Below are 20,081 nucleotides of genomic sequence, written 5' to 3'. Positions count from 1 at the left end.
CCTGAAAAATCTGACATCATATAAACGCTCGAAAAAATGCGGTGCGCAAAGTAGTATAGAAATGAGATGTTTGATAGTTTAAATATTATTCGCTGTTTTATATGGGGCTCACCTATGTCTTTCAAGATCATTCTTGCCGACGACCACCCGCTCATACTGACCGGGATCCGCAGCCTTATTGCACACAATCAACCTGGTTGCGACATTGTTGCCGAGGCACATCAAGTCACCGAACTCTTGAAAACATTGCAGCAACATAGCTGCGATCTGTTGATCACCGATTTCAGCATGCCAGGGGATGAGCGCAGCGATGGGCTGGCCATGATCCAGCAGTTAAGGCGGGATTATCCTACCCTGCCTATTCTGGTGCTGACCCAAATACATAATGCCGGTATCTTGCAGTCACTGCTCCAATTGGGGGTAAGCGGTGTCCTGCTCAAAAAAGCGGTGATCAGCGAATTGTCCGAGGCCATTCGCCAGGTATTATCCGGGCACAGCTATATCGGCAGTTCGGTGAAAACCCTGCTGGCCGAAGCAGGCCTGGATCACCACACCAGCTTGGCTCAACTTACCCCCAAGGAGAGCGAAGTGGTGCGGCTCTTGGCCAGCGGCATGTCCGTCACCCAGGTTGCCGAGCACCTGCACCGCAGCGTCAAGACCATCAGCACCCAAAAAAAGAGCGCTATGCTGCGGCTGGGAATTACCAGCGATAGCGCCCTGTTTCACTATGCCAAAGAACAGGGTCTGGCCTGAACCTTGACCAGAATAAGCCACCATGGTCCTTAAATCGCAGCATCATAAATAAGGGTCACATTGCCTTTATAAGTACTTCCCGGATGCTCCATCATCACGGTCAAGGCTGGTTTCTGTACTTTAAATATGATGCTTCGTGCTTCATTTATATAGTATGGACCACCTATGCTTGTTTTAAAGAGCTTCTTGACGCCATGTTTCAAGGGAATCTCTTCTTTGGATTTATTTACATAAATCACATCAAGTCTGACTTGCATCCCGCGCCTTGCATTGTTCAGCATACAGACTTCACCAAAGGCATATTGGCAGTTCAGCCAGACATTAAAGTCTGAACTACTCCATAGTCGATATGGTAACTCCGCAATTAAATAGGGAGGGGAATGTGATTTTCCACGATAAATCCAGTCATGCCATCCACCAGGCGGCTGCAATACAACCTTATCACTGCCAGCCGGAAATTCGACTTTCATCTGATGCTGAACTTTAAGGGAAAAATTGACCGTCAATGTAGAGTCAGAATAAGTACCATTACCAAAATCAAGATCCTGATTGGCGCCCACGGATAATGTCAGCGTACCTTTATAAGTACCATTTTGCATTTTCAATGGATCGGGTGGCACAAGTCTGTAACCAATATAAAATCTTCGCATATAGGTTTCCGCTGAAATGAAACCTTTCTTGAAGTCATTGTTGTAACATATCCCCCCCGTCATTTGGTTGGTTTTATTTATATCAAAAAAATACTCCAACCAATAATAGCCAGCCCATGAATTCAATCTTGATTTACAATCACCACGAACAGGGGATAGCCATTGACTGCCTGATGCGCTAGCAGCCTCAAGAATGTTGTTATTGTGGCTTCCACCAATGTTAGTCAATATAAATGAGAGTGTTTTTCTATCACCATGCTCATTGACAAGCTCAACCGTTTTCTTTCCGGTGAACTTCTGATAGGTAATGGCATCGCGCAGGTTGTCATTATTTTTAACTATTCTATGTATCGTGGTTTTAATGACAACAGCCTGTTCCTTATCTAAGGATGCTGTTCCCTTGCACCAGAAATCCCCAGCCATCTCTTCGGCAACCGAGCATGGGGTTGTATTGATAAACTTACCGTATTCAGCCTCATAAGCCGCGGGCTTATATTCACCAGTCACATCGATAGACGCTGCCTGCACGGGCAACCCAAGTAGCACGACTAGCCACAAACCATAATGCATCACACCGGCTCTCATTATCTCTTCCTGCTTTAAGCACTTATTGGCTGGCCCAGGCCTGGGCACTGCAAACCAGATCGCCTAGTAACAACACGGCCTGCTGGCGCTCGGCTCGGGCCGTATCCAGCGCCAGATCGCACTGCTGTGCCCCCTGATACTCCACCTGCAAGCTGGGATTGCGCTCGCTCATCTCCACCGCAAAGAAACCATCGGCCTCGCTGACGGTGCGGCCCGCGTGGTTGACCACCATGGCTCCCTTCAATGGCACTCCCTGCCCATCCAGCAGGCGGCCTATCACTGTCACCGTCTTCATCACCCTGACCTGGTGATAGGCCACGCCACCCTTGTTGAGGTGATAGGGCAGCACGTTGGGGCGAATGCTCATCGAGGGCGCATCATGGTCTGCCAGATCCAGCTGCACGGCACCGCTGCGATAGGCGGCGACGGGTATCAGGTTGCGACCAGGCCGCAACCTGATGTTGCCGCCCTGATCATCATCGGCTCGCAGGGTCAGCTCGGGCATATCGGACTCCAGATCCACTATCATGCCCGCCTCGACCCCCTGCGGCTGACCAGTCATGGTCAGGCTACCCTCATCACCAAACGCCAGCGTGCTGTCGAGGTTGAGCCCGCCGCTCAGGGCCCGGTTATAAGAGGAGGACTGCAGGTGGGCATCACCGCTGACAAGATCTCCTTGAAACCTGGCATAACCCGCCGTACCGACGCCGTAGCTGTCGGTGGTCAGGTTGGCCCCCACGCTCTGCAGCGCGCCCCACTCCAGCAACTGCTGGTAACCGAGGGAGGCGTTGCGTTCCTGTCCGCCGGAGCGGGAAGTTCGACTACCGATGCCAATGGCGAGCAGGCTGCGATCTCCCCCCAGGTTGATGCTCAGGGAGAGCATGCCGCCCCTGTCCCTCTCATTATTGGTACTGATGCTGCCCGGCCGGTCGAACACCGTCAGGTTCCAGCTCACCGTCTGACCGAGCAGATCGCCGTTGTAACGCCAGCCAAGATCGACGCCCAATCCGCGTCCCACCTGATGGGCCAGATAGAGGTTGGCGGAGTGACGCTCATCGAGCCGCTGTTGCAGCGACAGGTTGCTCTGTTTGAGGTCGCGACTCTCCTCGCCAGCTTGCCCCTGTTGGCGCTGCTGCTGATGGCTCAGCACCAGGCTGCCCTCGCCATAGTGATACAAGGCCTGCAGATCAAAACCGCTGCCGAGCGCCTGGGTTGCCATCAGGTTGCCAAATAGCCGCCACTGGTTATCCAGACTCCAGTCAGCCGAGAGACCGTGCTGCCAGCGCTGGTCGATATACTGGCTGGATGCCCCGACTATCACCGAAGGGGTGAGTAGATAGTTGAGCATGACGCCGCTGCTCAGGGGCTGGGCGGACTCTTCTTCCCAGTTGCTGAACAAGCGGGTCTGCTGGCCCACAAACAGGTTGAAGCGCCAGCTTTCATCCGGGTTTTGCCAGTTCATCGGCTTGTAGATCATCTCTCGGCGCCGCTCGGTCACCTGACCATCTTCCAGCACACGCAACTCCACTTCATAGATACCGGCGGGCAGTACCTTGGTATCCAGCGCCTGCAAGCCGGAGATCACCTGCTGCGAGTTGATAAGCTGCCCATCCCGATAGATCTCGACCATGCCGGGCCGACTCGGGGTGACATAGAGCGGCGTCGTACTGGCCTGGCTCTGCTCCACCAGCAGGGTGTCCGAATCCCCCAGCATGACCCCCAGCACGGTCGGGGTGCCGCCGCCAAGCAGAGTGGGCTGGCGTACCAGCCCCTGGGCATAGGGCGAGAAGTAGCCCAGCCGGTAGAAGCGCCCCGTCCCTTCGTGCTCGCCATAGAGTTGCTGTACATGATGCTGCGCTGCCTGGCCGTCACCGGACTGGCTCACTTCCGCCTCCAGCAGCGGGGTCCACTGACCTACGCTGCCCTGCGCCATCAGGTTGTATCGGCCGCTGCGCTGCTCCCCTTCCCCCTGGGTCAGGTTCAACTGGTGACGCAACAGAGCGCCATAGCTGCCCCCGCTGGGCAAGCTGTGGTAACGGGTCAGCCGTTGCCCCTTCTCGGCACCGGCCGTCAGCACCGACAACTGGGAGTTCTCCAGGCTGTACTCCAGTGCCAGCACTTCGTCGGCACACTGGTTCTGACATGGGCCCAACTGATGGGATGCCGCCAGCACCTTGCTCCAGCGCTGGCGTGCGCGCTCGTCCAGCTCACTCTCGTAGCTGTCAGTCAGGGCCAGCAGCTGCACGCTGGTGTCTTTGCCCAGCACTATCTCGCCCTCCCCCAACAGCTGCCCATCCACCAGGATACGCACCGCCAGCGGGACGCCGAAGAAGTGATCGGCAAAGCCATCAGGCAACTCTTCTGCTTGTTGCAGCAGATCAAGGGGTTGTGCAACACGCCCCCCCGTGGCCCAGGCAGGTACGCACAACACAACCAGGATCAACAGGAAAGAGAAATACGGCACGACCTATCCCACTCTTCTAAGCGCAGACAAAAAGGCTCCCCCGATGCAGGGAGCCTCCATCAATCGGCTTATACGCCGCCTTGGGGGGCTTCCGATTCAAATATCATGTTCACCACCCCCTGGTAGTTGCCAGGCTTGTAGCCGGTGACTGGGGCATCCGCCGGGATCACTTCCAGCCCGAGCAACTTGCCGGTCTTGGCATCATCGGTCTTCATCACTTCCGCCGAGGTAGTGCCCAAGGTAACGCCGCCAATCTTGACGGTCAGGGCGATGTTGTCATTGCCACTGGCCATCACGGCAGGGTTGGTCAGATAACCTTTAATCGCGCCTATAGTGCTCTTGGCGTCCAGCTGCTTGCTCAGCTTGTCCAGCTTCTTGGTATAAGGGTTGTAAGCCAGCTTCTGCGGCGTGCTCATCCAGCTGTCCCCGCCGGTCGGCTGCACATAGAAAGCCTCGGTCGGGATCTGGGCGGTCACAGTGACCTGATGCTCAATACGTTCGGCAGCCATCAGATGGGCCGACACCAGCATTGCCAGAGGCGCAGCTATCCATACTTTCATCACACTCTCCTCTCTCGGATATAAGAAACATCAGTGACCAATCACCATGTTTCTGCTCTTGTCACCCTCGATCAGTTCAAACCGATAAAGGTGATCGCTCTTTTTCATCAGTTGCTTCTGCATATTGGGCAACAGATGAATTTTGCTTGGGGTGGAACAGTTTTTCTTCCGCCCATCGCACTCCTCAAAAAAATCCAGCACTATGGTGGCATTGCCTTTATTCACAACTGTCGTCATGGTGTCTGTCTTTATCAACTTGGTATCAAACCGGATCTCATTTGGCATCACAAAAATAATGGCACCAAATCCGGTCAATATATTTACCCCGGCCGAGACTTGCTGCTTATTTTCCTGCACCGTATTGGCATCCAGATCGAATCCATCTTCCTGCTTTGGCAACACGGGAATAAAACGGACCCTGAAATAGCGCTCCTTGTCCCGTTCTCCCATAAACAACAGCCGGGTCGCCTGCACCCCGTTGGCCGGAATAATCATGCGGGACGGGCTGGCAATCAGCGCCCGGCGCCCCTCGGTCAGCTCTGCCGACTCCTGCGGCTGGCCCGCCGCATCATAGGTGATCTCGTGAATGGCAACCTTGACGAAGGCGGTGGCGTCACCCTGATTACGAATGCGCTTCAAATAGGTGCTCTGCTGGCCAGACATATAGTCATAAAGCGTGCCTATGCTGATTTCGGCCGATGCCAGCGCGTTGCCGCTGAATATTAGCGACAAGATAAGATATATTTTCTTCATGACGATTCCAGACTGGTTTTTACATGCCGTGGTTTGTCTTATCAAAGTTGTTGATTAACAAAATACAAACTGGCTGCATATCACTGGAGCCAGTCTATTTATAGCCAGAGGGGAAGTTAATCAGAATAGTCCTATATTGAGTTGGCAAATTCACTCGCATTATCAGACGATTCCTACAGGGTTTCCCGCTGTTCATCCGGTATTATGCGCAGCCATGTATGTCCATCAGGTAAGTGCCATGTTTGCGTTCAAAGAAGAGTATCCGACGAGTGACATGGCAACCGGGGCGGTAGCCGAGATGGCCATGCCCTTTTACCAGCCGATCATAGGCCGCGACCATCAGGTCAAAGGCTATGAGGTTCTGGCCCGGCGCTGGGATCCTGCCCAGCAGCGTTATCAGGGCATCGACTTTCTTTCCCTCGGGCGGGATGAATCCCTGCATCTGGACATCGTCATGCTCAGAGCCATCATGCGTGATCTGCCAACCCTGGCGAAGGGCGGCCCCTGCCTGCTCTCCATCAACCTCAACCCGACGCTGTGCAGCCCGACCTATCAGAACCTGTTGCTGCTGGTGCTGATCCAGGCCCGCAAGGTGGGTATCGAAATCTGGTTCGAGGTGCTGGAACACGCCCCGCTGCACAGCGAGCACAGGGCGCTGATCGAGGTATTGCGCAGCCACGGCGCGCATATTGCCTGTGACGACTTCGGCACCCAGGAGTGCAACTTCCAGCGGGTGATGGCGCTGCCCTACGAGATCATCAAGCTGGATCGTTCCCTGCTGCTGCAGGCGGCGCGCACGCCCCACGCCTTCAAGATGCTGACCGGTCTGGTGGAATACCTGCAGCGGCTCGGCATGAAGGTGGTGTGTGAAGGGGTAGAAACACTGCAGCATATCGAGATAGCCAACCGGCTCGGCTGCGACTACCAGCAGGGCTATGCCTACGCCATGCCCTCCCCCCTCTCCCGCTGGGCCTGATCGGACCCAGGCATTCATCGCCGCTCGCACCGGCAACCATTGCCTGCCAAATTGCATGATGGCGTGGGGGCGAGTACAATCTCGCACCCCGTATATCAGGTGCATCCCCTGTGATCCTGCACAATGATGTACGCCATCGGGTAGTTGTGACGCGAGCGCCGTCTCGCACCACGGCTCAACCAATCCGGCGCCATCAGGTGGCGCCGTCCTGATTTGCAATCAGATACTAAGAGTCCAACATGTTCAGACCAGAATTGCTCTCCCCCGCCGGGACCCTCAAGAATATGCGTTACGCCTATGCCTATGGCGCCGACGCCGTCTATGCGGGCCAGCCGCGCTACAGCCTGCGGGTGCGCAACAACGAATTCGATCACGAGAATCTGCAGCTCGGCATCAACGAAGCCCATGCCCTCGGCAAACAGTTTTACGTGGTGGCCAACATCCAGCCCCACAACTCCAAGCTCAAGACCTTCATCCGCGACATGCGTCCGGTGGTGGAGATGAAGCCGGATGCGCTGATCATGTCCGACCCCGGTCTCATCATGATGATGCGTGAAGCTTTCCCGGATATGCCGATCCACCTCTCGGTGCAGGCCAACGCGGTCAACTGGGCCACGGTGAAGTTCTGGCATCAGATGGGCCTGACCCGCGCCATCCTCTCCCGCGAACTGTCGCTCGACGAGATCGAAGAGATCCGCATGCAGGTGCCGGAGATGGAGCTGGAAGTCTTCGTCCACGGGGCGCTGTGCATGGCCTACTCGGGCCGCTGCCTGCTCTCCGGTTACATCAACAAGCGCGACCCCAACCAAGGCACCTGCACCAACTCCTGCCGCTGGGAGTACAAGGTGCACGAGGGCAAGGAAGATGACGTGGGCCAGATAGTCCACCGTCAGGAGCCCATCGCCGTGCGTCCGGACAACACGCTGGGCCTCGGCAAGCCGAGCGATGCGCTGGTGCTGCTGGAAGAGTCCAACCGTCCCGGCGAGTACATGACGGCGTTCGAGGACGAGCACGGCACCTACATCATGAACTCCAAGGACCTGCGCGCCGTCGAGCACGTCGAACGCCTGACCAAGATGGGCGTGCATTCGCTGAAAATCGAAGGCCGCACCAAGTCCTTCTACTACTGCGCCCGCACCGCCCAGGTCTATCGCAAGGCCATCGACGATGCGGTCGCCGGTCGTCCGTTCGACCCGACCCTGATGGGCACCCTCGAAAATCTGGCCCACCGTGGCTACACCGAGGGCTTCCTGCGCCGTCACAACCACAGCGAGTACCAGAACTACGATTACGGCTACTCTGTTTCCGACACCCAGCAGTTCGTCGGCGAGATCACCGGCCGCCAGGGCGACATGGTGGAAGTGGAAGTGAAGAACAAGTTCCTGGTGGGCAACAGCCTGGAGCTGATGACGCCGCAGGGCAACGTCAGCTTCAATCTGGAGCAGATGCAGAACCGCAAGGGCGAGCTCATCGACACCGCGCCGGGCAACGGCCACGTGGTCTATGTGCCTGTCCCCAAAGAGATCGACATCAACTACGGCATACTGCTGCGCAACCTCGGCGATCGCCAGGACACCCGTCAGCCGCACTCGGCGGCCTGATATGTCCCTGCTCATCACCGACAAGTGCATCAACTGCGACATGTGCGATCCCGAGTGTCCGAACCAGGCCATCAGCCTGGGAGAGGAGATCTACGAGATAGATCCCAGTCGCTGCACCGAGTGCGTCGGTCACTATGAGAAGCCGACCTGCATCAGCGTCTGCCCCATCGATTGCATCATCTGGGATCCCGCCCACGTGGAGACCGAAGAGCAGTTACTGGAGAAGTTTGTCAGGATGCACCGGCAGTAGCGCCAGCGCCAGCATCAGCGTCTGCCCCATCGATTGCATCATCTGGGATCCCGCCCACGTGGAGACCGAAGAGTAGTTGCTGGAGAAGTTTGTCAGGATGCACCGGCAGTAACTCCTGCAGACAGTCGTAAAAAAGCCCCGCATGCGGGGCTTTTTTACGTTTGGTACTGGCCGAGTCTAGACGTATTCCATAAAGACCCGGGAGGTGAGCTTGGTGATGAGCTCGTAGGGGATGGTGCCAATCTCGTCAGCGACCCGCTCCACCGGCAGCCCCTCACCCCAGAGCACGGCTTCGTCGCCGGCCTTGTCGGTGGCGTCCGGCCCCAGATCCACCGTGGTCATGTCCATGGAGACACGGCCCACCAGCGGCACTATGCGGCCATTGACCAGCACTGAGGTGCCGTTGGGCGCCATGCGCGGGTAGCCATCACCGTAACCGATGGCGATGACGCCGAGCCGGGTATCCCGGTCCGACACCCAGTTGGCGCCATAGCCCACCGGCTCGCCCGCCTTGTGATCCCGCACCGCGATGAGCTGGGTCTTGAGAGTCATCACCGGCTGCAAGTCGTAATCGGCCGCCACCGTATTGGGAAAGGGGGATACGCCATAAAGAATGACGCCGGGGCGCACCCAGTCGCAGTGGGAATCGGGCCAGGCCAGGATCCCCGCCGAGTTGGCCATGGCCCGCTCGCCCAGAAGCGGCGCCGTGAGGCGACTGAACAAGTCGATCTGCTCACGGGTGGTGGCTTGTTCGAGCTCATCGGAGCGGCTGAAGTGGGTCATGATGTTGAACGGTTGCACCACGTTCTTGCACTTGGCGAGACGCGCAATAAAAGCGGGCATCTCATCGGCGCGTACCCCGAGCCGGTGCATACCGGTATCGAGCTTGAGCCAGGCCACCACAGGCGCAGGCAGATCCGCCTGCTCCAGCGCGTCAAGCTGCTCCCAGGTGTGCACCGCGGTCTGCAGGTTGTTGGCCGCCAGCACCGGCAGGTCGGCCGCGCTGAAGAAGCCTTCCAGCAGCACGATGGGCTTGACCACGGCGCAGGAGCGCAACATCAACGCCTCTTCGATGCGGGCCACCGCATAGGCGTCGGCATCCACCAGGGTGCGGGCGACCGGCAGCAGGCCATGGCCATAGGCGTTGGCCTTGACCACGGCGATGATCTTGCAATCGGGGGCGTGCCGTTTGACCACGGCGAGGTTGTGGCGCAGGGCCACTGTATTGATTTGGGCAATTGCCGCTTTCATCTGTTTTCCCTTACGAGGGCATGATGGCGCGTGTATGCGTCAGGCACCGTATGGTGTCAGCCCTTAATTGTCATCGTCTAAGGCCGGACCGGCATAATTGTCGAACCGGGAAAACTGTTTCAGGAACCCGGGGTGGCATCCGCACAGGAGCCATCCCCCGGCTTAGTAGTCATCGTCAAACGCCGGACCGGCGTAATTATCGAACCGAGAGCATTGTTTTTGGAACCAGGGGTGGCGAGCCATCTCCCGGCTTAGTAGTCGTCATCAAACGCCGGACCCGCGTAGTTGTCAAAGCGCGAGAACTGCCCCTGGAAGGTGAGGCGCACGCGACCGATGGGGCCGTTACGCTGCTTGCCGATGATGATCTCGGCAATCCCCTTGTCGGGGCTGTCATCGTGATACACCTCGTCGCGGTAGATGAACATGATCAAATCCGCGTCCTGCTCGATGGAGCCCGATTCCCGCAGATCCGAGTTGACCGGGCGCTTGTCGGCGCGCTGCTCCAGGCTTCGGTTCAGCTGGGAGAGCGCCACCACGGGGCACTGCAGCTCTTTTGCCAGCGCCTTGAGGGAGCGGGAAATTTCACCTATCTCCAGGGTCCGGTTGTCGGAGAGCGCGGGCACCCGCATCAGCTGCAGGTAGTCGATCATGATCATCGACAGCCCGCCATGCTCACGGGCGATGCGGCGCGCGCGGGAGCGCACGTCGGTCGGGGTGAGGCCGGAGGCGTCATCTATGTACATCTTGCCCTTCTCGAGCAGCAGCCCCATGGTGGAGGAGAGCCGTGCCCAATCCTCGTCGTCGAGCTGACCGGTTCGCACCTTGGTCTGGTCGATACGACCGACCGAGGCGAGCATACGCATGATGATCTGCTCGGAGGGCATCTCCAGCGAGAAGATGAGCACCGGCTTCTCGGCGGTGAGGGCCGCGTGCTCGCACAGGTTCATGGCAAAGGTGGTCTTGCCCATGGAGGGACGGGCCGCCACGATGATCAAGTCCGAACGCTGCAAACCGGCGGTCATCTTGTCGAGATCGCCATAACCGCTGGAGACCCCGGTCACCCCGTTGTGGGGGGTCTTGAACAGCTCTTCAATCTTGTCGACGGTCTGCTCGAGGATCAGCTTGAGGGGCTGGGGCCCCTCGTTGGCACTGGTGCGCTGCTCGGCGATCTGGAACACCTTGCTCTCGGCCAGATCGAGCAGATCGCCCGAGGTGCGTCCCTGCGGCTCGTAGCCTGCTTCGACTATCTCGTTGGCGACCGAGATCATCTCCCGCACCACCGCCCGCTCACGCACGATTTCGGCGTAGGCATTGATGTTGGCGGCACTCGGGGTGTTCTTGGCGATCTCCACCAGATAGGCGAAGCCACCGGACTCTTCCAGCTGCTCCGAGCGTTCCAGCTCCTCCTGCAGCGTGATGAGATCGATGGGGTTGCCCACATTGGAGAGGCGGGTCATGGCCTGGAAGATCAGCCGGTGCGGACGGCTGTAGAAATCCTTGTCGATCACCCGTTCGGCGACCCTGTCCCAGGCGTCGTTATCCAGCATCAGGCCGCCCAGTACGGACTGTTCGGCCTCAAAAGAGTGGGGAGGGACTTTCAGCTGTTGTGTCTTGGCGTCTTTTTTCGCCGTCACTTGCTCTGCCATACACATAAAAACCGCAGCGGGAAGGGGACGGGAATTTTACAAAAGAAACCCCGCCATCGCGAGTGCTAATGCACGCTATTCACGTCTGTCTGGTGCAACCCGCCTCCTGATGGTGGTTGGCACCGCTGCCGATGAACTGTGCCAGGGGCTCACCCCGGCCTCACACCATTATGAAGGGCCAGACCAGAGTCTGGTCATGGGACTTGGCTCTCGCCTTGTTGCGCAGTTTGCGCTCCTTGCGGCTCGGTCGTCGACTTTTCATTGCGCGTCTCCTCTGATGCCCCCGATCGGGACAATCTGTTCATGAATAATTCATGCCAACCATGTTAATCATAGTCGCAAGCTGCAATACAACGAGGGACAGGCAGCCTGCCATGCGCCTCGCTGAGCTTGCCAAAGCAGAGCATGCCCCACCCACTGATGAGAGTGAAAAGAGTCAAAATGAAAAAGATGCTGACCCTGTTTGCCGTGATCCTGGCCATTGGCCTGGGGGCACCCATTGCCGAAGCCAAGAAGTTTGGCGGCGGTAAATCCTTTGGCAAGAGCTACAAGACGGCTCCGGCCCAACCGGCGGCCAAGCCCGTCGACACCAAGAACCCGGCGGTCGGGGCTCAGGCCGCACCGAAGAAGGGTGGCATGATGGGCGGTCTGCTCGGCGGCCTGCTGGCCGGTGGTCTGTTCGCCTACCTGCTGGGTAGCGGTGCCTTCGAAGGTCTGCAAGGCATGGACATGCTGCTGATCGCCGCCCTGGCGCTGGGCGCCGTCTTCCTGTTCCGTGCCATGCGCAGGAGCAAGGCTGCCTCGCCCCAGCCACAGGCAGCCTATGCCGGCTATCAGCCGCCATCGGCCGCCCCCCAGCAGTTCGAGCAGAGCAACAGTGCGCCGCAAGCGACCGGCTTTGCCGACAGCGACGTGCCCTTCCGTCTGCCGCCAGGTTTTGACATGAACGGTTTCCTGTCAGGTGCCCGCGATCACTACCGCACCCTGCAAGAATCCTGGAATAAAAACGATCTGGAAAAGGTACGCGAGTACGTGAGCCCCGAGCTGTTCGAGCAGCTCAAAGCCGAACGTGCCGAGCTGACCGGTGAGCAGCATACTGAAGTCATGTATGTGGATACCCAGCTGGTGCGTGCCGACTACGGCAGCGACTGGGCCCAGGTCAGCGTGCGCTTCAGCGGTCGCTACATGGATCGCCAGGAGCAGGTCGAGGAGGACATCAAGGAGGTGTGGCACCTCGAACGCAACCTGGCCAAGGACAATGCGCCTTGGCACATAGTCGGCATCGAGCAGCTGTAAGCACTCCCTTGTCTGCGATGACAACAGAGGCGGCCCTGGGCCGCCTCTGTTATTTTTGAGTCCCCATTTCCCCTCTCCGCCTTCCTCCCCTGGACTTCCCCTGCCATTGACACCCCTGTGGTGGCTATGAGAATGGTGTCTGATTGTGTAGTATGGCCGACCTTTTTTTGTTCAATTTCCGTTCACCGAGGCGTGGTCCATGACTCTCTCTTTTCTGCGTCGCAGCAACATGCCTCGTCTGCTGGCCAGCCTGCTGTGCTGCGTCTCGTTGATCCTCATCTCCCTCGCCACCCTCTACTGGCAGACCTGGTCTCAGACTCGCCAGCAGGCCCAGAATGCCGCCGAGCGTGCCATGGTGCAGATTGACGGCGCGCTCTATCACTCAAGTCAGGCGGCCAAAGCGGCACTGCCACTGGCAAGCCGTCCCTGTGCCGAGGTGGCCCGCGAGCTGCGGGTGCTGGTTGCCACCTCCCCCTATGTGCGTTCGGTCAACCTCTCCCGCGATGGTCGCCTCTACTGCTCCTCCATTTTCGACGAAATCAACCTGAAAGACCGACAGCCAGCCAGCCAGCACGAGCAACTCCGACTCGAGGCCGTCACCCAGCTAGGGAACAAACCCTCGCTGCTGTTTTATCACCTGCGCGAGGGAGATCGTGCCGTGATGGTCGCCATCAACCCTTATCACCTGAGCAAGCCCTTGCAGTGGCAGCTCGCCGGAGCCCATAGCTGGGTGCAGATCGGCGAACAGTGGCTCGACATCCAGGGCAAGGTCCATGACGGCCAGCCCCCAAGGTTGCGGGGATTCAACTATCGACTCAGCTCGGCCGCATTCGACTACAGCCTCAACCAGGGATTCCCCTTGCATGCCGTGCTGGCCCTGACGCTGCAAAAACAGGGGACCATCATTCTCTTCATCTTGGCCCTTGGAGGATTAGCGGGCCTTGCCACCTACCGCTGGTGGAGCCATATCTCGACCCCGACTCTGGAGCTCAAACGCGCCATCATCAAGCAGGAGTTCGTCCCCTACCTGCAACCCATCGTCTTCAGCAAGAGTGGCCAGCTCCATGGCTGCGAGGTGTTGATGCGCTGGCAGCACCACCGCCAGGGGCTGATCCGGCCTGATCTCTTCATCCCGCTGGCAGAGGAGAGCGGCCTCATCATCCTGATGACCCAGACGCTGATGCAGCAGGTGCGCCTGCAGTTCGCACCCCACGCGGCGCTGCTACCTACCCGCTTTCACTTCGGCTTCAACATCTGCGCCCAGCACTGCCGGGATCTGAGCCTGATCGATGACTGCCGCGCTTTCCTCGCCGCCTTCGCCGGCAATCCGGTCACGCTGGTGCTGGAGCTGACCGAGCGGGAACTGATCCCCCCCTGCGAGCTGACTGACCAGCTGTTTGACGAGCTGCGGCAGATGGGGGTCAAGATAGGGCTGGACGACTTTGGCACCGGCCACTCCAGCCTCACTTATCTGCAGCAGTTTCACGTCGATTATCTCAAGATCGATCAGAGCTTCGTCGCCATGATAGGCACCAATGCCCTCTCCCGTCATATTCTTGACAGCACCATCAACCTGGCTACCCGACTGGGGCTGGAGACCATAGCCGAAGGGGTCGAGACCCAGGAACAGGCGGACTTCCTGACCGAACGCAACGTCAACTACCTGCAGGGCTATCTCTATGGCCGCCCGCTCACCCCGGCGCAGTTTCTTCGACTGCTGCCCGCCGTCACCACAGAGCCGGCGGCTCGGCCCGGAAATGCCTGATCCCCTGATACAGTCAGCTGAGAATACGCGATGTGAAACTTGTCATTAGTCTGTAGTCATGGCGTTACGCAATCTCGCAAACGTTTGTTCGCTTTATTAATGTGCAGTAGCTCAAAGGAATCAGCTCTCTTTATTTCCAATTATTGCTTTTTGCCTAGAATCGCCACACTCCTGCCATGCAGGAACGATATTCAGGACAATAACAACAAGAGGATTATTACCAATGAAGAAGACGCTACTGGCCGTCACCGTCTCTATTACCCTGTTCGGGCTGACCGCCTGCAATTCAGAAAACAGCAGCAAGGAGCATATTCCGCTGGATCTGACCATTGCCCATATCAATGATACCCACGCCCACCTTGACCCGACCGAAAATGCGCTGGCCATCCAGCCCACCGGCCAGGAGCTGTTCAAGTTCAACGCCAAGCTGGGCGGCTATCCCCGCCTGAAGTTCAAGCTGGACGAGCTGCGCAGCCAGGCCGCCAATGAAGGCCGCAACTTCATGGTGCTCAACGGTGGCGATGCCTTTCAGGGCACCCTCTACTTCACCCAGTTCAAGGGGGAAGAGGAGTCTCGCCTGCTCTCCGACATGGGCATAGATGCCATGGTGCTGGGCAACCACGAATTCGATCTAGGCAACCAGGCTATTAAAGATTTCGTCTCACGGGTGAATTTCCCTGTATTGGCTTCCAATATGGTGAAATCCAGTAGCGCCACCCTGAAAGACAGTGAAAATATCCATGAATATGTCATTAAAGAAGTAAATGGCGAGAGCGTGGGTATTTTCGGATTGGTGCTGGAAAATATGCATGACATCTCCTCACCAGACACCGATACCCAATTTCTGCCGATGATTGAAACCGCCCAGAAAATGGTCGACACCCTCAAGTCGAAAGGCGCCAACAAGATCATCATGGTCACCCATATCGGTCTGCAAAATGACCAGGCCGTCGCCAAGGCGGTCAACGGTATCGACCTGATCGTCGGCGGTCACTCCCAGACCTTCCTCGGTGACATCAACGAGATCAACAGCATTGGCTACACGGCCCACAACCAGAACCCGGCCGATGACAACACCTATGCCCAGCTGGTGAGCAACCCGAACGGCGGCAAAACCTGTATCGTGCAGGCCGGTGAATGGGCCAAGGGCTATGGCCTGGTCAACGTCTCCCTGAGCAAGGAAGGCCAGATCACCAAGTGCGAGGGTCGCAACACCCTGATGACGGGCGACGACTTCACCAAGGAAGTGGCCAAGAAGAAGGTGCCTTTGAGCGGCAGCGAGCAGACCAACGTGGTCGACTTCATCACCAAGTCCCCCGTCATCGAAATCGTGCCGGAGAACACCGCCATGCGCGATGTGATCGACACCGAATACAAGCCGGCCGTGGCCGAGCTCGAGGCCAAGATCATCGCCGAGGTGCCGACCAAGCTGCCTCACGTGCGCGTGCCGCTCACTCCGGATGGTGCAGGTCTGATCGATCCCCTGGTGGCTGAATCCCTGTACTGGAAGCTCAACAAGCTCAACACCAAGGTCGACTTCACCATCCAGAACGCCGGTGGGGTGCGCGCAGATGTGAATGCGGGCCCGCTCTCCGTCGGTTACGTGATGGGTACCTTGCTGCCATTTGGCAACAAGATCGCCGCCTTCAACCTCAAGGGCAAGGACGTGCGTGCCACCTTGGAGTACGCCGTTGATTACTCCATCGGCCTGGAGACCGGGATCGGCGCCTCCAGCGGTGCTTTTCCTTACGTCGGCCACCTGAGCTACAGCTATGACGGCAAACTGGCCAAGGGTTCCCGCATTACCAAGCTGGAACTGCTGGATGCCAACGGCCAGTGGCTGCCGCTGGACGACGAGAAGGTGTACCGGGTCGGTGCCAACACCTACATCGCCTCCGGCAAGGATGGCTACAGCGGCCTGCTCAAGCGCGAAGAGCTGCCCAACAAGGGTGACTACGTCGACTCGGGCGTCGGTGAGAACGAGATGTTCATGGAGTACGCCGAGGCCCAGGGTACCCTCAATCCGCTGCCCTATGCGACCGTGACCTACTACAAGCCCTGATCCGGCTCACAACCTTCTACAACGGCGCCTGAGGGCGCCGTTTTTATGGCATACTCCCCGCCAATCGATGCCGAGGAGACCCTTTGATGGCGAAGTACGACAAGATATCCCCCGAGACCCAGCAGGATGCGCTGAAGATCGCCCGTGCCAACCAGAAGCCGGGACAGACCAAGGAGCAGACCCAACTGATCGCCCAGGGGATCCAGAAAGGCATAGACGAGTACAAGAAACAGATGAAGGCGCGGGCCCGGGAGGCCAGTCGCCAGAAGAAGCTGCAGAGCAAGGCGAAGCAGCAGCCGCAAGCCGAACAGATAGAGGAGAGCGAGATCGAGCTTATTGAGGTCTCCCGCCAGCATCCCCTGCCCTGGCTCCTCTTGCTGCTGAGCTGGCTGGGCTTTGCTGCCACCTGGTTCTGGCTGCGCTGATCCCCGACCCCACTTATTCACCGTCTGGAGGACATCTGCCATGAACCCGGCTCCCCTTTATCTGCTGGCCCCACTGGTGCTGTTTATCGTAACGCTGGTGCTCTATCGCATCTCGCCGCTGCGGGCCGTTGCCGCCGGCAACGCCCGCTGGTTTATTCTGCCGGCCTTCACCCTCTTCATCCTGCTCATCATCATCAATGGTGCGGCAGACCCAAGCCTGCGCAACCCCGCCTTTCACTGGCTGATGCCGGGGCTCGGCTTTGCACTCTCCCTGTTTCCGGCCCTGCCCAAGGCGCTGGTGCCGCGCCTGGCGATCAAGGAGGGGGCCTTTGCCGCCCTCGGCCTGATGCTGATGAGCCTGGCCATGGTCTACTGACATAATGTGCTGAACACTTTTGCATGACCCAAGGGGCGCTCTGTGACGAGCACCCCTTGTACAAACAATGGCCGGCAGGCATCTTGGTGACAGGATCGCCAGCAAGGAGGCCAAATGGACAATCCGCCCGATTTCATGGCGCAGTGGGATTACAAGGATCCTGCGGCCAGTGCCCTGCGTTTTCATGCTCTGCTGCCCGAGGCGCGCGCCGCAGATCTGCAGTACGAACTGGAGCTGCTCACCCAGATAGCCCGCACCCATTCGCTGCAACGCCAGTTTGCCGAAGCGCACCAACTGCTCGACGAGATAGAACCCCGCCTCACCGATGCCACCCCGCGAGCCCGCCTTCGCGCCCTGCTGGAACGTGGCCGCACCTTCAACTCCGCCGGTGACAAGGCCCGCGCCAGAACCCTGTTCGAGCAGGCCTGGCAGCAGGGGCTCAAACACAAGGAGCTCTATTTGGCCATCGATGCGGCCCACATGGTGGCCATCGCCGCCCCGCTGGAGGAGCAGAGCCGCTGGCACCAGCTGGCGATGGAGCTGGCGGAGCGCAGTGCCGATCAGAAGGTGCGCGGCTGGCTTCCCAGCCTCTACAACAATCAGGGCTGGACTCTGTTCGAACTGGGTCGCCTGGAAGAGGCGCGCCAGTGTCAGCAAAAATGCTTAGCCTGGCACGAGCAGCACAACAACCCGGCCAAGGCCTTTATCGCCCGCTGGAGTCTGGCACGGCTAACCCGGGCGCAAGGCTTGCATGAGCAGGCGCTGGCCGAACTGACGCAGTTGCAGGCGGAGATGGCGGAGGCAGGCGAGCCGGAGGATGGCTATCTGTTCGAGGAGCTGGGGGAAAATGCACTGGCACTGTCTGACCCGGCCGCGGCCGAATACTTCGCCCGCGCCTGGTTTCTGCTGTCACAGGATCGCTGGCTCAAAGCCAACGAGGCAGAACGACTGGCCAGACTCAAGCAACTGGCCAAGCTCTAGCAAAGCTGCAGGGCGGCCAGTTGGCCGCCCTGCACATCACTACATCTCAGGATGACGAATACCATCCTGGTACCTGCCTCAAATCAGGCTCGCCTCTTCCCAACTCTGTTTCTTGCGATAGATGGGAGGATTGCGGGCTGATCTTCAGCAGAACCGCTGCCTTGGGAATATTAACCTTACAACTGGCAATGGTCTGCTCGATGGAGGGGCATTGACCATGCCCCTCCACTCAAATCAGGCTCGCCTCTTCCCAACTCTGTTTCTTGCGATAGATGGTGGAGGGACTGATCTCCAACAGGGCCGCCGCCTTGGGGATATTGCCGTCACAGCTGGCGATGGCTTGCTCTATGGTCTCTTTCTCCACCAGCCAGAGCGGGCGGATCGGCGTATTGAGCAAAGGCGCGGCGACGCCGCTGGTCGGGCTAGTCGGCACAGTGGCCGCCGTCATGCCCTTGCGGCCGCTGAGCGGCGGCGGCAATATGTCCGGGCTCACCAGCTCGCGATCGTTGAGCACCACTATGTTGCGCACCACGTTTTGCAGCTCGCGCACGTTGCCGGGCCAGGGGTAATCGAGCAGCACCCGCACCGCCTCGGCATCAAAATCCTTGAAGCGCTTGCTCTCTTCCCTGGCGTAGCTTTGCAACAGGCTGCGAGCCAGCAGCAGTATGTCTTCGCCCCGCTCGCGCAGCGGCGGCAGGCTGAGAGGGATCACGTGCAGGCGGTAGTAGAGATCCTCGCGAAAGCGTCCCGCCTTTACCTCCAGCAGAGGATCCCGGTTGGTGGCGCAGACGAAGCGCACGTCCACCGTCTCCAGCTTGCCGCTGCCAACCCGCTGCAGGGTGCCGGTCTGGATGAAGCGCAGCAGCTTGCTCTGCAGGTCGAGATCCATCTCGCAGATCTCGTCCAGAAACAGGGTGCCACCGTCCGCCAGACTGGCCGCCCCCTTGCGATCCCCCTGGGCGCCGGTAAAGGAACCCTTCACGTGACCGAAGATCTCGCTCTCCATCAGATCGTGGGGAATGGCGGCGCAGTTGAGCGCGATGAAGGGTTGCTCGCTGCGGGGGCTGCACTGGTGAATGGCCTCGGCGCACACCTCCTTGCCGGTGCCGCTCTCGCCGGTGATGAACACGGTCGCCTTGCTCGGCGCAGCGCTCTCTATGATGCGATAGACGGCTTGCATCGGCATGGAGGCACCGATGAAACCGGCGAACGAGCTGCGCTCGAAGTTCTCCCGGTACTGGGCCACCAGCGAACTCAGTTGCTGGTGCTTGAGGGCGTTGCGGGCGGTGGCACACAGTCGCTTGCCGTCGAACGGCTTGGTCAGGAAGTCGAAGGCGCCGAGGCGCATCGCCTCCACCGCCACATCCACGGAGCCGTGGGCCGTGATCACTACCACGGAGCAGGGCAACTGCTGCTCGGTGATCTGCTGCAGAATATCCATGCCGGACATGTCGGGCAGTTCGAGGTCGAGCAGCACCACAGGCGGCGGGCTGGTCAGCAGCTGCGCCAACGCCTGTTGACCACAATCGGCCAGCACTACCTCATAGCCATCCTGGGCCAGATACTGTTCATAGACCACCGCCAGACTGCGGGTATCTTCCACCAACAGGACTCGAGGTTTGCTTTCAGCCACGGGGAGCCATCCTTGCAATTGATTTTGTTGTCTATTTTAAGTCTTGTTAGCCAT

General features: G+C 58.7%; 17 protein-coding genes. 10 read left to right on the top strand and 7 right to left on the bottom strand.

Features of this window, described 5'->3' with window-relative positions; translation table 11 throughout:
* The first annotated feature begins 114 nt into the window (after positions 1-114).
* A complete protein-coding gene (locus tag ACW5XD_RS10190) occupies positions 115-753 on the top strand; it encodes a response regulator (protein ID WP_456494800.1) in 639 nt (212 codons plus the stop codon).
* Between the two features lie 29 nt (positions 754-782).
* Here the strand turns inward: ACW5XD_RS10190 and ACW5XD_RS10185 are convergent, their stop codons facing one another.
* From ACW5XD_RS10185 to ACW5XD_RS10170, 4 genes are all read right to left on the bottom strand, one after another.
* Positions 783-1,988: a hypothetical protein gene (locus ACW5XD_RS10185; RefSeq protein ID WP_456494799.1), complete on the bottom strand. Its 1,206-nt coding sequence runs from the start codon at positions 1,986-1,988 to the stop codon at positions 783-785.
* 22 nt (positions 1,989-2,010) lie between these two features.
* On the bottom strand, positions 2,011-4,452 hold the full coding sequence (locus ACW5XD_RS10180; RefSeq protein ID WP_456494798.1) for a CS1-pili formation C-terminal domain-containing protein: 2,442 nt from the start codon (positions 4,450-4,452) through the stop codon (positions 2,011-2,013).
* A 68-nt stretch (positions 4,453-4,520) separates the two neighbouring features.
* Positions 4,521-5,012, bottom strand: a complete 492-nt coding sequence (locus ACW5XD_RS10175; protein WP_456494797.1) for a CS1 type fimbrial major subunit — start codon at positions 5,010-5,012, stop codon at positions 4,521-4,523.
* 30 nt (positions 5,013-5,042) lie between these two features.
* The gene (locus ACW5XD_RS10170) at positions 5,043-5,765 is read right to left on the bottom strand and encodes a hypothetical protein (protein ID WP_456494796.1); all 723 of its coding nucleotides are present in this window, start codon (positions 5,763-5,765) and stop codon (positions 5,043-5,045) included.
* A 238-nt stretch (positions 5,766-6,003) separates the two neighbouring features.
* Between ACW5XD_RS10170 and ACW5XD_RS10165 the strand changes: the two genes are divergently transcribed.
* The 3 genes from ACW5XD_RS10165 (at position 6,004) to ACW5XD_RS10155 (ending at position 8,592) form a co-directional block, all read left to right on the top strand.
* Positions 6,004-6,741, top strand: coding sequence for an EAL domain-containing protein (locus tag ACW5XD_RS10165; RefSeq protein WP_456494795.1), 738 nt, complete (start codon positions 6,004-6,006; stop codon positions 6,739-6,741).
* 239 nt (positions 6,742-6,980) lie between these two features.
* The gene (trhP, locus tag ACW5XD_RS10160) at positions 6,981-8,342 is read left to right on the top strand and encodes a prephenate-dependent tRNA uridine(34) hydroxylase TrhP (RefSeq protein ID WP_005311829.1); all 1,362 of its coding nucleotides are present in this window, start codon (positions 6,981-6,983) and stop codon (positions 8,340-8,342) included.
* Position 8,343: 1 nt separating this feature from the next.
* Positions 8,344-8,592 carry a YfhL family 4Fe-4S dicluster ferredoxin gene (locus tag ACW5XD_RS10155; protein WP_021140912.1) on the top strand — a complete coding sequence of 83 codons (249 nt, stop codon included), beginning with the start codon at positions 8,344-8,346 and terminating at the stop codon, positions 8,590-8,592.
* Between the two features lie 177 nt (positions 8,593-8,769).
* Here ACW5XD_RS10155 and alr read toward each other — a convergent pair whose 3' ends face one another.
* Both alr and dnaB read right to left on the bottom strand, forming a co-directional pair.
* A complete protein-coding gene (alr, locus tag ACW5XD_RS10150) occupies positions 8,770-9,843 on the bottom strand; it encodes an alanine racemase (protein WP_456494794.1) in 1,074 nt (357 codons plus the stop codon).
* Between the two features lie 251 nt (positions 9,844-10,094).
* A complete protein-coding gene (gene dnaB / locus ACW5XD_RS10145) occupies positions 10,095-11,489 on the bottom strand; it encodes a replicative DNA helicase (RefSeq protein WP_042034999.1) in 1,395 nt (464 codons plus the stop codon).
* A gap of 441 nt (positions 11,490-11,930) precedes the next feature.
* Here dnaB and ACW5XD_RS10140 point away from each other — a divergent pair, with 441 nt between their 5' ends.
* The 6 genes from ACW5XD_RS10140 (at position 11,931) to ACW5XD_RS10115 (ending at position 18,394) form a co-directional block, all read left to right on the top strand.
* Positions 11,931-12,785: a Tim44 domain-containing protein gene (locus ACW5XD_RS10140; RefSeq protein ID WP_042867014.1), complete on the top strand. Its 855-nt coding sequence runs from the start codon at positions 11,931-11,933 to the stop codon at positions 12,783-12,785.
* A gap of 199 nt (positions 12,786-12,984) precedes the next feature.
* Positions 12,985-14,550, top strand: coding sequence for an EAL domain-containing protein (locus tag ACW5XD_RS10135; protein ID WP_456494793.1), 1,566 nt, complete (start codon positions 12,985-12,987; stop codon positions 14,548-14,550).
* Positions 14,551-14,773: 223 nt separating this feature from the next.
* Positions 14,774-16,612, top strand: a complete 1,839-nt coding sequence (locus ACW5XD_RS10130; protein ID WP_456494792.1) for a bifunctional metallophosphatase/5'-nucleotidase — start codon at positions 14,774-14,776, stop codon at positions 16,610-16,612.
* An 86-nt stretch (positions 16,613-16,698) separates the two neighbouring features.
* Entirely contained in the window at positions 16,699-17,037 is a 339-nt protein-coding gene (locus ACW5XD_RS10125; RefSeq protein WP_456494791.1) for a DUF2956 family protein, read from the top strand.
* A gap of 40 nt (positions 17,038-17,077) precedes the next feature.
* Positions 17,078-17,413, top strand: a complete 336-nt coding sequence (locus ACW5XD_RS10120) for a hypothetical protein (RefSeq protein WP_438546782.1) — start codon at positions 17,078-17,080, stop codon at positions 17,411-17,413.
* Between the two features lie 114 nt (positions 17,414-17,527).
* On the top strand, positions 17,528-18,394 hold the full coding sequence (locus tag ACW5XD_RS10115) for a tetratricopeptide repeat protein (RefSeq protein ID WP_456494790.1): 867 nt from the start codon (positions 17,528-17,530) through the stop codon (positions 18,392-18,394).
* Positions 18,395-18,623: 229 nt separating this feature from the next.
* On the opposite strand, the gene ACW5XD_RS10110 is transcribed toward ACW5XD_RS10115, so the two are convergent.
* Positions 18,624-20,027, bottom strand: a complete 1,404-nt coding sequence (locus ACW5XD_RS10110; RefSeq protein WP_456494789.1) for a sigma-54-dependent transcriptional regulator — start codon at positions 20,025-20,027, stop codon at positions 18,624-18,626.
* Positions 20,028-20,081: the final 54 nt, after the last annotated feature.

The organism is Aeromonas enterica (genome assembly GCF_054052465.1).
This window is presented reverse-complemented; position numbering and strand designations above follow the sequence as displayed.

What these genes read in the sequence shown, in the direction of transcription:
- ACW5XD_RS10190 (WP_456494800.1), top strand. Translation starts at nt 115, where the DNA reads ATGTCTTTCAAGATCATTCTTGCCGACGACCACCCGCTCATACTGACC.
- ACW5XD_RS10185 (WP_456494799.1), bottom strand. Translation starts at nt 1,988, where the DNA reads ATGAGAGCCGGTGTGATGCATTATGGTTTGTGGCTAGTCGTGCTACTT.
- ACW5XD_RS10175 (WP_456494797.1), bottom strand. Translation starts at nt 5,012, where the DNA reads ATGAAAGTATGGATAGCTGCGCCTCTGGCAATGCTGGTGTCGGCCCAT.
- ACW5XD_RS10170 (WP_456494796.1), bottom strand. Translation starts at nt 5,765, where the DNA reads ATGAAGAAAATATATCTTATCTTGTCGCTAATATTCAGCGGCAACGCG.
- ACW5XD_RS10165 (WP_456494795.1), top strand. Translation starts at nt 6,004, where the DNA reads ATGTTTGCGTTCAAAGAAGAGTATCCGACGAGTGACATGGCAACCGGG.
- trhP (WP_005311829.1), top strand. Translation starts at nt 6,981, where the DNA reads ATGTTCAGACCAGAATTGCTCTCCCCCGCCGGGACCCTCAAGAATATG.
- ACW5XD_RS10155 (WP_021140912.1), top strand. Translation starts at nt 8,344, where the DNA reads ATGTCCCTGCTCATCACCGACAAGTGCATCAACTGCGACATGTGCGAT.
- alr (WP_456494794.1), bottom strand. Translation starts at nt 9,843, where the DNA reads ATGAAAGCGGCAATTGCCCAAATCAATACAGTGGCCCTGCGCCACAAC.
- dnaB (WP_042034999.1), bottom strand. Translation starts at nt 11,489, where the DNA reads ATGGCAGAGCAAGTGACGGCGAAAAAAGACGCCAAGACACAACAGCTG.
- ACW5XD_RS10140 (WP_042867014.1), top strand. Translation starts at nt 11,931, where the DNA reads ATGAAAAAGATGCTGACCCTGTTTGCCGTGATCCTGGCCATTGGCCTG.
- ACW5XD_RS10135 (WP_456494793.1), top strand. Translation starts at nt 12,985, where the DNA reads ATGACTCTCTCTTTTCTGCGTCGCAGCAACATGCCTCGTCTGCTGGCC.
- ACW5XD_RS10130 (WP_456494792.1), top strand. Translation starts at nt 14,774, where the DNA reads ATGAAGAAGACGCTACTGGCCGTCACCGTCTCTATTACCCTGTTCGGG.
- ACW5XD_RS10125 (WP_456494791.1), top strand. Translation starts at nt 16,699, where the DNA reads ATGGCGAAGTACGACAAGATATCCCCCGAGACCCAGCAGGATGCGCTG.
- ACW5XD_RS10120 (WP_438546782.1), top strand. Translation starts at nt 17,078, where the DNA reads ATGAACCCGGCTCCCCTTTATCTGCTGGCCCCACTGGTGCTGTTTATC.
- ACW5XD_RS10115 (WP_456494790.1), top strand. Translation starts at nt 17,528, where the DNA reads ATGGACAATCCGCCCGATTTCATGGCGCAGTGGGATTACAAGGATCCT.